The organism is Rhodococcus sp. 14-2483-1-1, from assembly GCF_002259335.1.
Taxonomy (GTDB): domain Bacteria; phylum Actinomycetota; class Actinomycetes; order Mycobacteriales; family Mycobacteriaceae; genus Rhodococcoides.
This window is the reverse complement of record NZ_NPFX01000021.1, coordinates 120,908-133,799: the sequence shown is the minus strand read 5'-3', so window position 1 is coordinate 133,799 and position 12,892 is coordinate 120,908. Positions and strand designations below refer to the sequence as shown.

Sequence of the window (12,892 nt, the reverse complement as noted above, 5' to 3'; positions counted from 1 at the left end):
TTTCGTGTCCGCGTACCCTGAAACGGAGTCCGAATTGTCCGAACGAACCGGACATGCACCGTCGGCGGAAGGCCCGAAGTGGAAATAGTCCTGATCGTCCTCGTCATCGCCGCAGTGGCCCTGTTGGTGCTGCGAAGCAAGAAGAACTCGGCTGCGGCGGCCGAAACTGCACTGGCCGACGCCAAGGCCGACGCCCGCCAGTCGATCGAACGCCTCGGCGGTCAGGTCTACAACCTGATCGGCACCGACACACCGTCCAAGCAGGCCCTGGCCGATGCGTCCGAGCGCAATATCGCCGCCGGGTCGCAGATCGACCAGGCCACCACCCCCGAACAGGCCAGACTGGCCAAGCAGACGGCACTCGAGGGGCTCTACTACATCCGCGCGGCACGCCTGGCCATGGGCATGGACCCAGGCCCGGAGGTGCAGGGCATCGACGGCCAGCAGCAGGCCGGACGAGTCACCGAAGAGCGCAAGGTCGACTTCGAGGGCCGCGAGATCGCAGCGTCACCCGATCCGTCGGACCGCACCCCGAACTACTACCCGGGCGGCCGCGTAGCAGGCCGTCCGGTCCCTGCGGGCTGGTACTCCGAGCCGTGGTGGCGGCCCGCCCTGGTCGCCGGCGCGTGGGGAATGGGTTCGATGTTCCTGTTCTCGGCGATGTTCTCCGGCATGGCGGGAGTGCCGGACGAGACGGCAGCGGGCGGAGACATGGGAGCCGACGGCTCGGGCGATGGTTCCGGCGGTGACGACTACAACGGGGACGGTTCCGGCGGGGACGGTTCCGGCGGCGACGACTACAGCGGCGGCGACACCGACTTCGGTGCCATGGACGGCGGCGGGGGCATGTTCGACGGCGGAGGCGACTTCGGCGGTGGAGGCGACTTCGGCGGGTTCTAGGCTGCCTGACAGACCGGGCACCAGAACAGGTTTCGCGCCTGCATCGTCGTGTGCAGGACTTCGGTCCCGCACACGCGGCACGGAAGGCCTTGCCTGCGGTAGACGTACGAGCGAGGTCGACGGGCACCGTAGGTGTCTCCGTGATCGTCCTCGGGCCGGATGGTGATGATGCGACCGCGTCGAACGCCGATCTTCATCAGGTCGACGAGGTCGAACCAGATCGCGTCCCACTCGGCTCGATCGAGGTCCTTCCCCGGGCGCATCGGATTGATCTCGTGGCGAAACAGGATTTCGGCGCGATAGACGTTTCCGACGCCGGCCAGCACCTTCTGATCCATCAGTAGTGTCCCGATCGCGGTGCGCGACTTGGAGATTCGCATCCAGGCCGCGTCCGGATCTGCATCCTTGCGGAGCGGGTCCGGCCCGAGCCGCGCCAGAAGGGCGTCGACCTGCTGCTCGGTGTAGATCTCGCACGCGGTGGGGCCGCGCAGGTCGGCACCGTACTTCTCCCCCACCATGCGCAGACGTACTGCGCCCACCGGATCGTCCAGTGGCACTGCCTGTTCGGTGAACTTTCCGTACAGGCCCAGGTGAATGTGCACGATCAGATCGGTCTCGTAACGGTGCAGCAGATGCTTGCCCCAGGCCTCCGCTCTTTCGAGCACGAGCCCGTCGATCAGCGCGGCACCGGAGGTGAACCGTCCCTGGGGACTGCTCGCCTCGACCGGTGCCCCGCCGAACCGTCGTTGATGCAGCCGAGCGAGTCGGTGCAGGGTGTGGCCTTCGGGCACCTACGCGGGCTTTCCCGGAACCTCGGGTGCCTCGCCACTGCGCTCGTACTCGGACAGGATGTCGATGCGGCGCTGGTGGCGCTCCTCGCCCGAGAACGGAGTGCCGAGAAACGCGTCGACGATGGCGAGGGCTTCGGGCAACGTGTGCATACGGCCACCGATGCCGATGAGCTGAGCATCGTTGTGCTCGCGGGCCAGCTTTGCGGTCTCGACGCTCCATGCCAGTGCGCAGCGAGCGCCCGGCACCTTGTTCGCAGCGATCTGCTCGCCGTTTCCTGAGCCGCCGAGCACCAGTCCGCGGCTGCCCGGATCGGCGACGACGCGCCGTGCTGCGTCGATGCAGAAGGCCGGGTAGTCGTCGACGGGGTCGTAGTCGAAGGCACCGCAGTCGACGGGCTCGTGCCCGGTCGCCGTCAGGTGTTCGATGATCTGATTCTTGAACTCGAGGCCGGCGTGGTCGGCACCCAGGTATACGCGCATGCCTAGAGTCTGACAGGTGAACTCACGAGCCGAGAAATTCGCCGGTGTCGACGGCGCGAAGGGTGCATGGGTGGTTGCAGTCTTCGACGGCTCGAGACTGACGTGGACCGGCTGCTCCTCCGTGGCCGAGGTGTTGGAGCACACCCGAGACTGCGCGCGAGTGGGCGTCGACATGCCACTGTCTCTGCCGGTGGACGGCTATCGCATCAGCGAACTCGAGGCGAAGGCGTTTCTCGGCCGGGCGCGAAGCTCCATATTCCACACGCCCGTTGTCGACGTTCTCGACGCCTCGACATACGAGCATGCCTGCGCACTCTCGCGCAGCATCACCGGCAAAGCGATCAGCAAGCAGACGTGGCACATCCTGCCTGCTGTGCAGTCATGGCGCGAGGCGGACTTCGATCCCGACATCTACGTCGAGGTCCATCCCGAATGTTCTTTCCGGGCAATGTCACCGACGACGACGTTCGCATCGAAGAAGAGCGGCCGCGGCGTCGGACAGCGGTTGGCTGCGCTGGGACGGTGGAGCGAGCATCTCGACCTGGACGACCTCCCGGACGGGCCGGTCGTCGACGACTTTCTCGACGCGGCCGCAGCGGCGTGGTCGGCGAGGCGATTCCACGTCGGCGAGCACCGAACTTTCGGTACCGCCGACGCGTCGGATCGCATCGTCGCCTAGTCACCCCGCGCGTGAAAGTTCGCCTCCTGCTACGAATTTCCACGCGCGAGATGCTCGTGCGATCAGTCGAACTGTGGATCCTCGTCGCGCGTGCGCTTGAGCTCGAAGAAGTGCGGGTACGAGGCGAATATCACCGACGCGTCCCACAGCTTGCCCGCCTCTTCGCCACGCGGGATTCGCGAGATCACCGGGCCGAAGAACGCGACTCCGTTGACGTGGATGGTCGGGGTGCCCACGTCGGGGCCCACCTTGTCCATTCCTGCGTGATGGCTGGTGCGCAGGTCCTCGTCGAAGTCGGTGCTCTCGGCTGCGGTCGCGAGATCGGCAGGCAGGTCCAGTTCAGCCAAGGACTCTCGGATGACGACGTCGAAATCCTTGTTGCCCTGATTGTGGATTCGCGTACCCATGGCGGTGTACAGCGGCGAGAGGATCTCGTCACCCTTCAGCTTCGCGGCGGCGATCGCCACCCGAACCGGACCCCACGCCTTCTTCATCATCGTGGCGTATTCCTCGGGCAGATCGCGGCCCTCGTTGAGTACGGCCAGGCTCATGACATGGAAGTTCACGTCGATGTCTCGCACCTGCTGCACCTCGAGAATCCAGCGCGAGGTTATCCAGCACCACGGGCACAGTGGGTCGAACCAAAAATCCGCAGTGTCTTTCTGTCCTGAACCGGCCACTGTCTACTCCTTGGAAGTCGAGGTCAACATCTCTTCTTGCGATAACAACCGCCCACCGCGCATACATTCCGCACTACCGGTCGGCCAGCGCGAGCCACTCGTGACGTGATGGGATGGACAGCACTACCCATAACTACACGAAGAGGTGTCGACTGAAGTGGTTGCTCCCAACCTGACGCGTGACCAAGCCTCCGAACGTTCGGCGATCATCGGGGAAACGAAGTACGCGATCGTTCTCGATCTCACCGACGGCGAAGGCAATCCGGGCGAGAAGACGTTCCGCTCGCTCACCACCATCACGTTCGCGGCCACCGCCGGATCGTCGACTTTCGTGGACATCATTGCGAGCACGATTCGCTCCGCGACGCTCAACGGCACCGCCCTCGACACTGAGAACTACGACGAGTCGACGGGTATCGCACTCGAGAATCTGTCCGAACACAACGAGCTCGTCATCGACGCGGACTGCCTCTACTCGCACACCGGTGAGGGCCTGCACCGATTCGTCGACCCGTCGGACGGTTCGGTGTACCTGTACTCGCAGTTCGAGACCGCCGACGCCAAGCGAATGTTCGCCTGCTTCGATCAGCCCGATCTCAAGGCCACCTTCGACCTGAAGGTCACCGCTCCCGAGAGCTGGACCGTGATCTCCAATGCCGCGCACGGTGCCGAGCCTGCCGCGGGAGAGCACGTGTTCGACACGACCCCGCTGATGAGTACCTATCTCGTCGCGCTGATCGCCGGACCGTACGCGGAGTGGACCGACTCCTACACCGACGATCACGGCACTATCCCGCTCGGAATCTACTGCCGCGCAACGCTTGCGGAGCACATGGATGCGGAGCGCCTGTTCACCGAGACCAAGCAGGGCTTCGGTTTCTACCACGAGAACTTCGGCACCCCGTACGCATTCGGCAAGTACGACCAGCTCTTCGTACCGGAGTTCAACGCCGGTGCCATGGAGAACGCCGGCGCCGTCACGTACCTCGAGGACTACGTCTTCCGGTCCAAGGTGACACGGGCCTCGTACGAGCGTCGCGCCGAGACGGTGCTGCACGAGATGGCGCACATGTGGTTCGGCGACCTGGTGACCATGACGTGGTGGGACGACCTGTGGCTCAACGAATCGTTCGCCACGTTCGCCTCTGTTCTCTGCCAGTCCGAGGCCACCGAGTACTCGAACGCATGGACCACGTTCGCCAACGTCGAGAAGGCATGGGCGTACCGCCAGGACCAGTTGCCCTCGACGCATCCCATCGCAGCGGACATCCCCGACCTGGCCGCGGTGGAGGTCAACTTCGACGGGATCACCTACGCAAAGGGCGCGAGTGTGCTCAAGCAGTTGGTGGCCTACGTGGGCAAGGAAGACTTCCTGGCCGGACTGCGGGCATATTTCGTCGACCACGCCTTCGCCAATGCCACCTTCTCGGATCTGCTTGCTGCCCTGGAGAAGTCGTCGGGTCGCGACCTGTCCGACTGGGGCACGCAGTGGCTGCGGACCACCGGCCTGAACACTCTGAGCCCGGACTTCGACGTCGATGGCGACGGTAAGTTCACGCGCTTCGCGGTTCGGCAGAGCGGTGCCGCGCCGGGTGCAGGCGAGCATCGAGTCCACCGCATCGCCGTCGGCATCTACGACGACGTCGACGGCAAGCTCGTGCGCACCGACCGAGTGGAGCTCGATCTCGATGCAGCCGAATCGACGAATGTCGATGCGCTGGTCGGCGTCTCGCGAGGCAAGCTGGTGCTGGTCAACGACGACGACCTGACGTACTGCGCGGTGCGTCTGGACCCGGACTCGCTCGAGACGCTCCTGTCTCGGATCGGCGACATCGCCGAACCACTCCCCCGCACCCTCGCGTGGTCGGCAGCGTGGGAGATGACTCGATCGGCCGAGATGAAGGCCCGAGATTTTGTTGCCCTCGTCCAGCGCGGAATCGGCGGCGAGACCGAAGTGGGTGTGGTGCAACGCCTTCTGCTGCAGGCACAGACCGCCATCACCAGCTACGCCGACCCCGCCTGGGCGTCCGAGCACGGCACCCCCGAGTTCGCCGACGCACTGCTGGAACTGGCACGCGGTGCCGAGGCGGGCTCGGATCACCAGCTGGCGTTCGTCAACGCCCTCACCGGTACCGAACTCCACGACCGCCACATCGACGTGCTGCGTGCCCTGCTCGACGGGGACGCCGACGGTCAGTCCCTGTCCGGCCTCGGCGTCGATACCGACCTGCGGTGGCGAATCGTCACGGCGCTGGCCGCGGCCGGAGCGATCGACTCCGACGGGCTCGATTCGCCGGTCATCGATGCAGAAGCGAGCGCGGACAACACCGCCGCCGGGGCAAGGTCGGCCGCGGCTGCGCGGGCCGCTCGACCGAGCGCCGAGGTCAAGGAGCAGGCCTGGACAACCGTCGTCGACGACGACTCGGTGCCGAACATCACGGCGCGCTCGATCATCGGCGGCTTCGCGGGGCCCGGCCAGGGCGAGTTGCTCGAGCCCTACGTCGCCCGCTACTTCGATGCCATCGAGGGTGTCTGGTCTCGTCGATCCAGCGAGGTGGCGCAGACCGTCGTGATCGGGCTGTACCCCTCCTGGTCGATCAGTGAACAGTCACTCGCGGCCGCGGACGGGTTCCTGGAGGGCGAACTGCCTCCGGCACTCCGTCGCCTGGTGATCGAGGGACGGGCAGGCGTCGTCCGGGCTCTCGCAGCACGGGAGTTCGACGCGAGCTGATCGCTCCCGCACATACGACCAGGGCCGGTTGCTCCACCGCGAGGTGGAACAACCGGCCCTGGTCGTGAAAGCGCGCTCAGGTGGTGACCGCTAGGGACTGAGGATGGACGCAGCCATCACCCGCACGGAAGCGACGAGACCGTCGATCAGGTTGCCGTCGCGGAACGGCCCGAGCGCAGCCGTCACACCCAACTGCGCAACGCGGTCGGTCGCTCGGTTCGAGACGCGCTTACCGCTGCGAATCTCCAGGGCGTGCCGATTGGGGTCGACGGCGATCAGAATCGATCGAACAGCGTCGGGCGTGCCCGGAAACACCGATTCGACACCAGCGGCCGGATCGTCTCCGAGATCACCGATGTAGATGTTGAACCGAATCTTGGTCTGCCGAGTCGCCTCGGTCAGCGCGTCGTCGAGGGCCACCAGTTCCTGCGTCGCAAAAGGCAGGTGCTCGGGATTGACCGTTCCGAACTCGTGAGCAGCCGAGACGCGACCACTCGCCGTCACAGCAGCCCCGAACGGCAGGTCTTCTTCCTTGATGTCGCTGCGGACGAGTTCACCACTTGCCACTTGCAGCACCTCCGATCGAGTCGGCTGCGTCGGCATCGTGCGATCCGTGGCCTCCGAAGGGAGTCACCTCGTCCGTTGCGCTCCACAGCAATGGCTCGCGTGTCCACTCGTCCGTCAGTCGGTAGGGAGGAACATCCATACCGGGCTGCTTGTCGGTCAGGTAGGACAACGCGCCGATGAGTCCGATCACCGCAACCGGAATCACCCCGAAAATCAGCGTGGTCTCAAAAATGCTCACAGGGTGTGACGTTAGTCGACAATTGCGCGTCGGACCACGTCGGGGCCGGTGTTGTGACCAAAATGGTCACACAGGTCGACCGTCAGGCCGCACCCTCGCCGAGATACGCCAGCCAACTGGGGTCCAACTCCTTCGTCGTCGCCAACAGACGCCAGTGCGGACCCTTCGGAGGCACCAGCTGCGCGCGCAACGTCCACCCGATCTCACTGAGGAGTTTGTCGGCCTTGCGGTGATTGCACGACGCGCAACACGCGACGCAGTTCTCCCACGAGTGACCGCCTCCGCGGCTTCGCGGCACCACATGGTCGACAGTCTCGGCCTTGCTCCCGCAGTACGCGCACCGAAAGCGGTCGCGATGCATCAGCGCGGCGCGTGTCATGGGCACACGGGCCCGATACGGAACGCGAACGAAGGTCCGCAACCTGATCACCGACGGCACCTGCACCGAGAACCCGGCCGATCGAATGAACGGTCCTTCCGGATCGTCGTGCACCACGTCGGCCTTCCCACAAACGAGAAGAACCACCGCCCGGCGCATCGGAAGCGCGGTCAGTGGTTCGAATGTGGCGTTGAGGAGCAGCACACGGCGCTTGACCCACGCCGGTACGGCGTCGTCGCCCGTGGCATCGTGGGCCGTCGGCACCACGCGCAGCGGAGAAGCCCCCGAGGCCGTCTCACGCTGGTCGTGCGCGCTGCGGCCCTCAGTGGGCGGGAGTTGTCGATGGCGATGTTGAGAGTTCTTCATGCGTTACTCCAGAAGCAGTCGGCGCCCGCGCATGGCTTGCGTGGAACACGATTCACAGTGGAACACGAATGCACCGCCCGCGCACAGGCTTTTTCTCCGCATTTCCTGTTGCCGATCGGTGAACATTTCGCATCCTCACGCTCGGCACGGCCGAACGACGCCGCCATGCGCTGCATGACTGGCGAGAATTCTGGGTCTCCGTAGACTTTTCGGGTGTCTGTATCAACCCTTCTGTCCGCATCACCCCTTTCCGAGCCGTCGCTTCTGCGGGAGCTCGACACCCGAGCCTTCGAGCTGACGGATACCGGACGCGACTGGCTGGTCGATCGGCCGCTGCAGGTCCTCGGTTATCTGGTCCTCGCCATAGTGCTGCGCCTGTGTCTGCACCGGATGATCAACCGTTTCACCGACAACAGCAGCGGAAAATCGCCGATCCTGCTGCGACCGCTTCGCGACCGCTCGTCCGGCACCGTCAAGGGTGCAATCCTCAACGAGCGTCGCAAACAACGGGCCAGCACGATCGGCTCGGTGCTCAAGTCGGCCGTCTCGGTCATGATTCTCACCTGGTTCGTGCTCTCGGTTCTCGACGTCGTCGGCGTCAACGTGGCACCGTTCATCGCGTCTGCGGGCATCGTCGGTGTCGCACTCGGTTTCGGTGCCCAGAACCTGGTGCGAGACTTCCTGTCCGGAATCTTCATGCTGCTCGAGGATCAGTACGGAGTAGGCGACGTCGTCGACCTCGGTGAGGCCACCGGCACCGTCGAGAGCGTGGGTCTGCGGGTCACCACGATCAGAGATATCAACGGCACGGTGTGGTACTGCCGCAACGGCGAGGTGCTGCGCGTGGGGAACATGAGCCAGGGCTTCGCGGTCGCCGTTCTCGATCTCCCCATCTCGCACACGGCGAACATCGAGCACGCCTGCGAGGTGGCCGAACGCACCACTGCGTCGTTGGTGAAGTCCGGCGACTTCGAGAACGACATCCTCGAACCGCCCGAGATGCTCGGAGTCAACGCGGTCAGCGCAGACACCGTCACCATCCGCATCACGATCAAAACGCGCCCCGGACGCCAGTGGGCCGTCCAGCGCCGCCTTCATCAGGACATCCTCGAGGCCTTCGACGACGCCGACATCAAAGCGCCGTATGCATTGGGGCGTCCGGGTGGGGTCGCGGCCGACTCCGGCTCCTGAGGGACAATGAGCGGTGGACGCCGATCGAGAGCCCGCAGAAACGACGAGAAACAAGAGAGTGTGATGACCGAACCGCAGCAGACGTTCTACGACGCGGTCGGCGGTGCCGAGACGTTTCGGTTACTCACGGCGAAGTTCTACGAAGAAGTCGCCAAGGACGAGATCGTTCGCCCGCTGTATCCCGAGGAGGATCTCGGACCGGCCGAACGGCGGATGCGAATGTTCCTCGAACAGTACTGGGGTGGTCCGCGGACCTACTCGGACGAACGTGGCCATCCTCGATTGCGGATGCGGCACAACCCGTTTCGAATCGGGCCGATCGAACGAGATGCGTGGCTTCGATGCATGCACATCGCGATCGCGTCCATCGACCCGTCGGTGTTGGACGCTGCACACCGTGCGCAGCTCACCGATTACATGGACATGGCCGCGAATTCGATGGTGAACTCGGCTATCTGAGAAGGCGGGTGGTCACAGCGACCCGACGCGCTGCGGACTGGTGCCCCTGGACGTTCTGCGCTTGCTGACTCTGCTCCGCAGGGCACCGGCAAGCTTGAGCGCGAAGCTCACCGGCCGGGGCAGGTGTTGGCGGAGGATGGCGTGCTTGCGCACGTAGTTCTCCACGTGCCATTCGGTCCAGGTGCCCGCACGAAAGAGTGCCGCGTCTCCTGCGACCAGGGTGCGCGGTGCGTGATCGTCACTCGAGACAGTCACCGAACCGTCCATGATGTGCACGATCTCGTCGACTGCGAAGAACCAGCGGAACCGGCCGGCCGTGCAGTCCCAGACATTGGTGGTCGTTGTGCCGTCGATGCTCTTCGACCACTCGGCGACGCGTGCGTGCGGGTTCCCTTCGAGAATCCACGTCGGCTCGATGGGACTGTCGTCGAGCGCGATGTCTCCGAGCCGTACTGCTTCGATGGTCGACGTAGTCATGGCGTGGGTCGCGTCCTCACCGTCGGGCGCGGCTTGAAGCCGCTACTGGTTTCCGATGCAGAACATACAACACTTTCCAAAGCAACAGGCACATGTCGGTCATGTGAATGAGCACAAAGCTTTACTCGACGTTGACCGGGAATGATCGGTCCGATCGACCCCAGCGCCCCTGAATCGTTACGCGGCCGGTCGTTTGGCACTATTGCCACTTGTGACCGATCCGATCGAGAGCTCCGAGTTGTTGTGGTGGCAGGACGCCGTCTTCTACCAGATCTATCCCCGGTCTTTCGCGGACTCCAACGGCGACGGGGTCGGTGACCTCGACGGTATTCGGGACAAGCTCGGCTACCTCGAATTGCTGGGGATCGACGCCGTCTGGATCGGCCCCATCACCCGATCACCGATGGCCGATCACGGATACGACGTGTCCGATCCCCGCGACATCGACCCACTGTTCGGAAATCTCGAGATCTTCGATGCACTGGTCGACGAGGCGCATGCTCGCGACATCAAGGTCACGATGGACCTGGTGCCCAACCACACCAGCGTCGAGCACCCGTGGTTCCGGTCGGCTCTGACGGCACCACGCGGAAGCGCCGAGCGTGCCCGCTACATCTTTCGCGACGGCCGCGGTGACGACGGTTCACAACCGCCGAACAACTGGCCGAGCATCTTCGGCGGCCCGGCGTGGACCCGCATCACCGAACCCGACGGCACCCCCGGGCAGTGGTACCTGCACATCTTCGCGCCCGAGCAACCGGATCTGAACTGGGACAACCCCGAAGTGTTCGAGGATTTCGCGCGCACATTGAGGTTCTGGCTCAACCGCGGCGTGGACGGATTCCGACTCGACGTGGCGCACGGCATGGCCAAGCCAGCAGACCTGGCCGACATGAGTCTCGAACTCAACGCGCTCATGAAGAACGACGACGACGATCCTCGGTTCAACAATCCCCGCGTCCACGACCTCCACCGGCGCATCAGAACGGTCATGGACGAGTTTCCCGGAACGGTCACCGTCGGCGAGATCTGGGTACAGGACAATGTTCGGTTCTCCGAGTACATCAGGCCGGACGAGCTGCACCTGGGGTTCAATTTCCGTTTGGCCAGTGTCGATTTCGACGCCGAGACCATCCGTGACGCCATCTCCAACTCACTCGCCGCCGTCGAGCTCGTCGACGGCACTCCGACGTGGACGCTGTCCAACCACGACGTCGAACGTGAGGTCACCAGGTACGGCGGCGGGGACGTCGGCCGCACCCGCGCCCGCGCCATGATTCTGGTCGAATTAGCTCTTCCCGGAACGATCTTCGTCTACAACGGTGCCGAACTCGGGCTGCCCAACGTGCAACTGCCCGACAGCGCGCTCCAGGACCCGGTGTGGGAGCGCTCCGGGCACGCCGAACGGGGACGCGACGGCTGCCGGGTGCCGATGCCCTGGGAAGGACACGAACCCCCGTTCGGGTTCTCTTCCACCGACCGCACCTGGCTACCGATGCCCGGGGAGTGGGACGGACACACCGCCGAGGCGCAACTCGAAGACGTCGATTCCATGCTGAGCCTGTACCGCACGGCCTTCGAGCTCCGAGCTCTGCGTCCGGAATTCACCGGTGCCGGAATCGATTGGTACGGGGCGCCCCCCGGCTGCCTGGCGTTCCGTCGACGCGGAGGACTCATCTGCGCCCTGAACGCATCCGACGAACCGATCCCCCTGCCCCCTGGCGAGTTACTGCTTGCCAGTGCCCCACTGGTGAACGGCCGACTCGACGCGAACGCCGCAGCCTGGCTCGTCTAGCGCTCCACCGTCAGCGACAGCTGGTGGCCGGCGCGGCGAACGTACACCGAACCGTAGCGGGCGTCGAGACGTAACCACACCGGTGATATGCGCACCCGCACCACCTCGTCGGCGGCGATCCGATCCGGATCGACGTCGATCGTCATGGGGTCACTGCCACTGTGGGGCACGAATCCCATTGCCGTCAAGGCAAATACGGTGCGCATCGAGATCGACACTTCGTCGACGTCGCCGGCCACGTGCAGCACCTCCTGTTCGAGCAGCGAACTCGGCGGGCCATGGCTGCTACCGTGCTCCTTCGCCAGTGCCGCGCCGCGTTGCGCAAGCCCGACCAGTACCCGGGCAGGCACATCGTCGAGATGCTCGAATCCGCCGTCCGGGGGCAGTGCTCCACGCCATGCGGAGTCCATCGAGAATCCCGGGTCCACCACGCCGTCGTCCGCGTGCGGCAGCGCGGCAGCCAACACGTCGGCACCCGCGCACGTATCGTCGGGCACCACGGTACCGGTGACGACCCGCGCCGCCAGGGCATCGAATCCGGTGATCGCCCAACAGGACACGGCCCCGCCCGCACGCGTTCGCATACGGATCACCGCCGCCTCGTCCAATCGCAATGCCTTGGTGCAGAACGTCGCCAGATTCTCTCGATCGACCGCTTCGGGAACGGTCAGTACGCGCTCATACACGCTGCCAGCTCACCAGAAACGCACGCTCTTCCGGGGTGAGCCGGCGCAGCCGCTGTGCATCGATATCGAAGGCTGCGATCTGCGTCGAGGCCACCACGGCCGCCGGAGTATCGAGCGATGCACCCCGCGCCCGCACCTCGTATCCCACGACGAAGTCCACTGCACGGACCGCATCGATCCACATGAAGACATCCAGTGGACCGTCCTCGTGCCGAAGCTGGCCTCGATACTTCACGTGCAGATCCGCGATCACTGCTCCGTGGCGCAGATTTGCCGTCGGCCTGCCGTCCACCAACAGCCATGGGATGCGCGCCTCTTCGAGAAGCGTCACCATCCGGGCATGGTTGATGTGTTGGTAGACATCCATATCCGACCACCGCACGTCCACGGCGGCATGAAAGCCCACTCGCTCGGTTGCAGGTCGTTTGTCGGACAAATGGTCGTCGGGCACACTCACGTGGTCGTTTCCTCTT

15 protein-coding genes are annotated in these 12,892 nt (G+C 64.8%); 6 read left to right on the top strand and 9 right to left on the bottom strand.

Going from position 1 to position 12,892, the window contains the following annotated elements:
• Positions 1-78 precede the first annotated feature (78 nt).
• The gene (locus CH294_RS19150; RefSeq protein ID WP_094738840.1) at positions 79-900 is read left to right on the top strand and encodes a hypothetical protein; all 822 of its coding nucleotides are present in this window, start codon (positions 79-81) and stop codon (positions 898-900) included.
• Here CH294_RS19150 and CH294_RS19145 read toward each other — a convergent pair.
• Together CH294_RS19145 and CH294_RS19140 are read right to left on the bottom strand one after the other, a co-directional pair.
• Positions 897-1,691, bottom strand: coding sequence for a DNA-formamidopyrimidine glycosylase family protein (locus tag CH294_RS19145; RefSeq protein WP_094738839.1), 795 nt, complete (start codon positions 1,689-1,691; stop codon positions 897-899). The two genes, CH294_RS19150 and CH294_RS19145, sit on opposite strands and share 4 nt — an antisense overlap.
• Positions 1,692-2,171 carry a ribose-5-phosphate isomerase gene (locus CH294_RS19140; RefSeq protein ID WP_032379225.1) on the bottom strand — a complete coding sequence of 160 codons (480 nt, stop codon included), beginning with the start codon at positions 2,169-2,171 and terminating at the stop codon, positions 1,692-1,694. It lies immediately after the preceding gene.
• 16 nt (positions 2,172-2,187) lie between these two features.
• On the opposite strand from CH294_RS19140, the gene CH294_RS19135 reads away from it, so the two are divergent.
• A complete protein-coding gene (locus CH294_RS19135) occupies positions 2,188-2,850 on the top strand; it encodes a DUF429 domain-containing protein (RefSeq protein ID WP_080734395.1) in 663 nt (220 codons plus the stop codon).
• A gap of 62 nt (positions 2,851-2,912) precedes the next feature.
• Here the strand turns inward: CH294_RS19135 and CH294_RS19130 are convergent, their stop codons facing one another.
• Positions 2,913-3,530, bottom strand: coding sequence for a DsbA family protein (locus tag CH294_RS19130; protein WP_032402378.1), 618 nt, complete (start codon positions 3,528-3,530; stop codon positions 2,913-2,915).
• 157 nt (positions 3,531-3,687) lie between these two features.
• Between CH294_RS19130 and pepN the strand changes: the two genes are divergently transcribed.
• A complete protein-coding gene (pepN, locus tag CH294_RS19125) occupies positions 3,688-6,261 on the top strand; it encodes an aminopeptidase N (RefSeq protein ID WP_094738838.1) in 2,574 nt (857 codons plus the stop codon).
• A gap of 90 nt (positions 6,262-6,351) precedes the next feature.
• Here the strand turns inward: pepN and CH294_RS19120 are convergent, their stop codons facing one another.
• The 3 genes from CH294_RS19120 to CH294_RS19110 form a co-directional block, all read right to left on the bottom strand.
• Entirely contained in the window at positions 6,352-6,828 is a 477-nt protein-coding gene (locus CH294_RS19120) for a DUF5130 family protein (protein WP_032402376.1), read from the bottom strand.
• Complete coding sequence (locus tag CH294_RS19115) at positions 6,815-7,066, bottom strand: hypothetical protein (protein WP_032379229.1); 252 nt, start codon at positions 7,064-7,066, stop codon at positions 6,815-6,817. Before CH294_RS19115 ends, CH294_RS19120 begins: the two co-directional genes overlap by 14 nt.
• 82 nt (positions 7,067-7,148) lie before the next feature.
• Positions 7,149-7,811, bottom strand: coding sequence for an HNH endonuclease (locus tag CH294_RS19110; protein WP_170944789.1), 663 nt, complete (start codon positions 7,809-7,811; stop codon positions 7,149-7,151).
• A 231-nt stretch (positions 7,812-8,042) separates the two neighbouring features.
• Between CH294_RS19110 and CH294_RS19105 the strand changes: the two genes are divergently transcribed.
• Both CH294_RS19105 and CH294_RS19100 read left to right on the top strand, forming a co-directional pair.
• On the top strand, positions 8,043-9,002 hold the full coding sequence (locus CH294_RS19105) for a mechanosensitive ion channel family protein (RefSeq protein WP_094738969.1): 960 nt from the start codon (positions 8,043-8,045) through the stop codon (positions 9,000-9,002).
• 63 nt (positions 9,003-9,065) lie between these two features.
• Positions 9,066-9,461, top strand: coding sequence for a globin (locus tag CH294_RS19100; protein WP_032402374.1), 396 nt, complete (start codon positions 9,066-9,068; stop codon positions 9,459-9,461).
• Between the two features lie 12 nt (positions 9,462-9,473).
• Here CH294_RS19100 and CH294_RS19095 read toward each other — a convergent pair whose 3' ends face one another.
• Positions 9,474-9,938 (bottom strand): cupin domain-containing protein, encoded by a 465-nt coding sequence (locus CH294_RS19095; RefSeq protein ID WP_032402373.1) that lies wholly within the window; start codon positions 9,936-9,938, stop codon positions 9,474-9,476.
• Positions 9,939-10,149: 211 nt separating this feature from the next.
• Here CH294_RS19095 and CH294_RS19090 point away from each other — a divergent pair, with 211 nt between their 5' ends.
• Positions 10,150-11,733, top strand: coding sequence for a glycoside hydrolase family 13 protein (locus CH294_RS19090; RefSeq protein WP_094610060.1), 1,584 nt, complete (start codon positions 10,150-10,152; stop codon positions 11,731-11,733).
• Here CH294_RS19090 and CH294_RS19085 read toward each other — a convergent pair.
• Positions 11,730-12,419, bottom strand: coding sequence for a hypothetical protein (locus CH294_RS19085; protein WP_094738837.1), 690 nt, complete (start codon positions 12,417-12,419; stop codon positions 11,730-11,732). The genes CH294_RS19090 and CH294_RS19085 overlap by 4 nt on opposite strands.
• Complete coding sequence (locus CH294_RS19080; protein WP_052058437.1) at positions 12,412-12,876, bottom strand: thioesterase family protein; 465 nt, start codon at positions 12,874-12,876, stop codon at positions 12,412-12,414. The genes CH294_RS19085 and CH294_RS19080 overlap by 8 nt, the downstream gene beginning before the upstream one ends.
• Positions 12,877-12,892 lie beyond the last annotated feature (16 nt).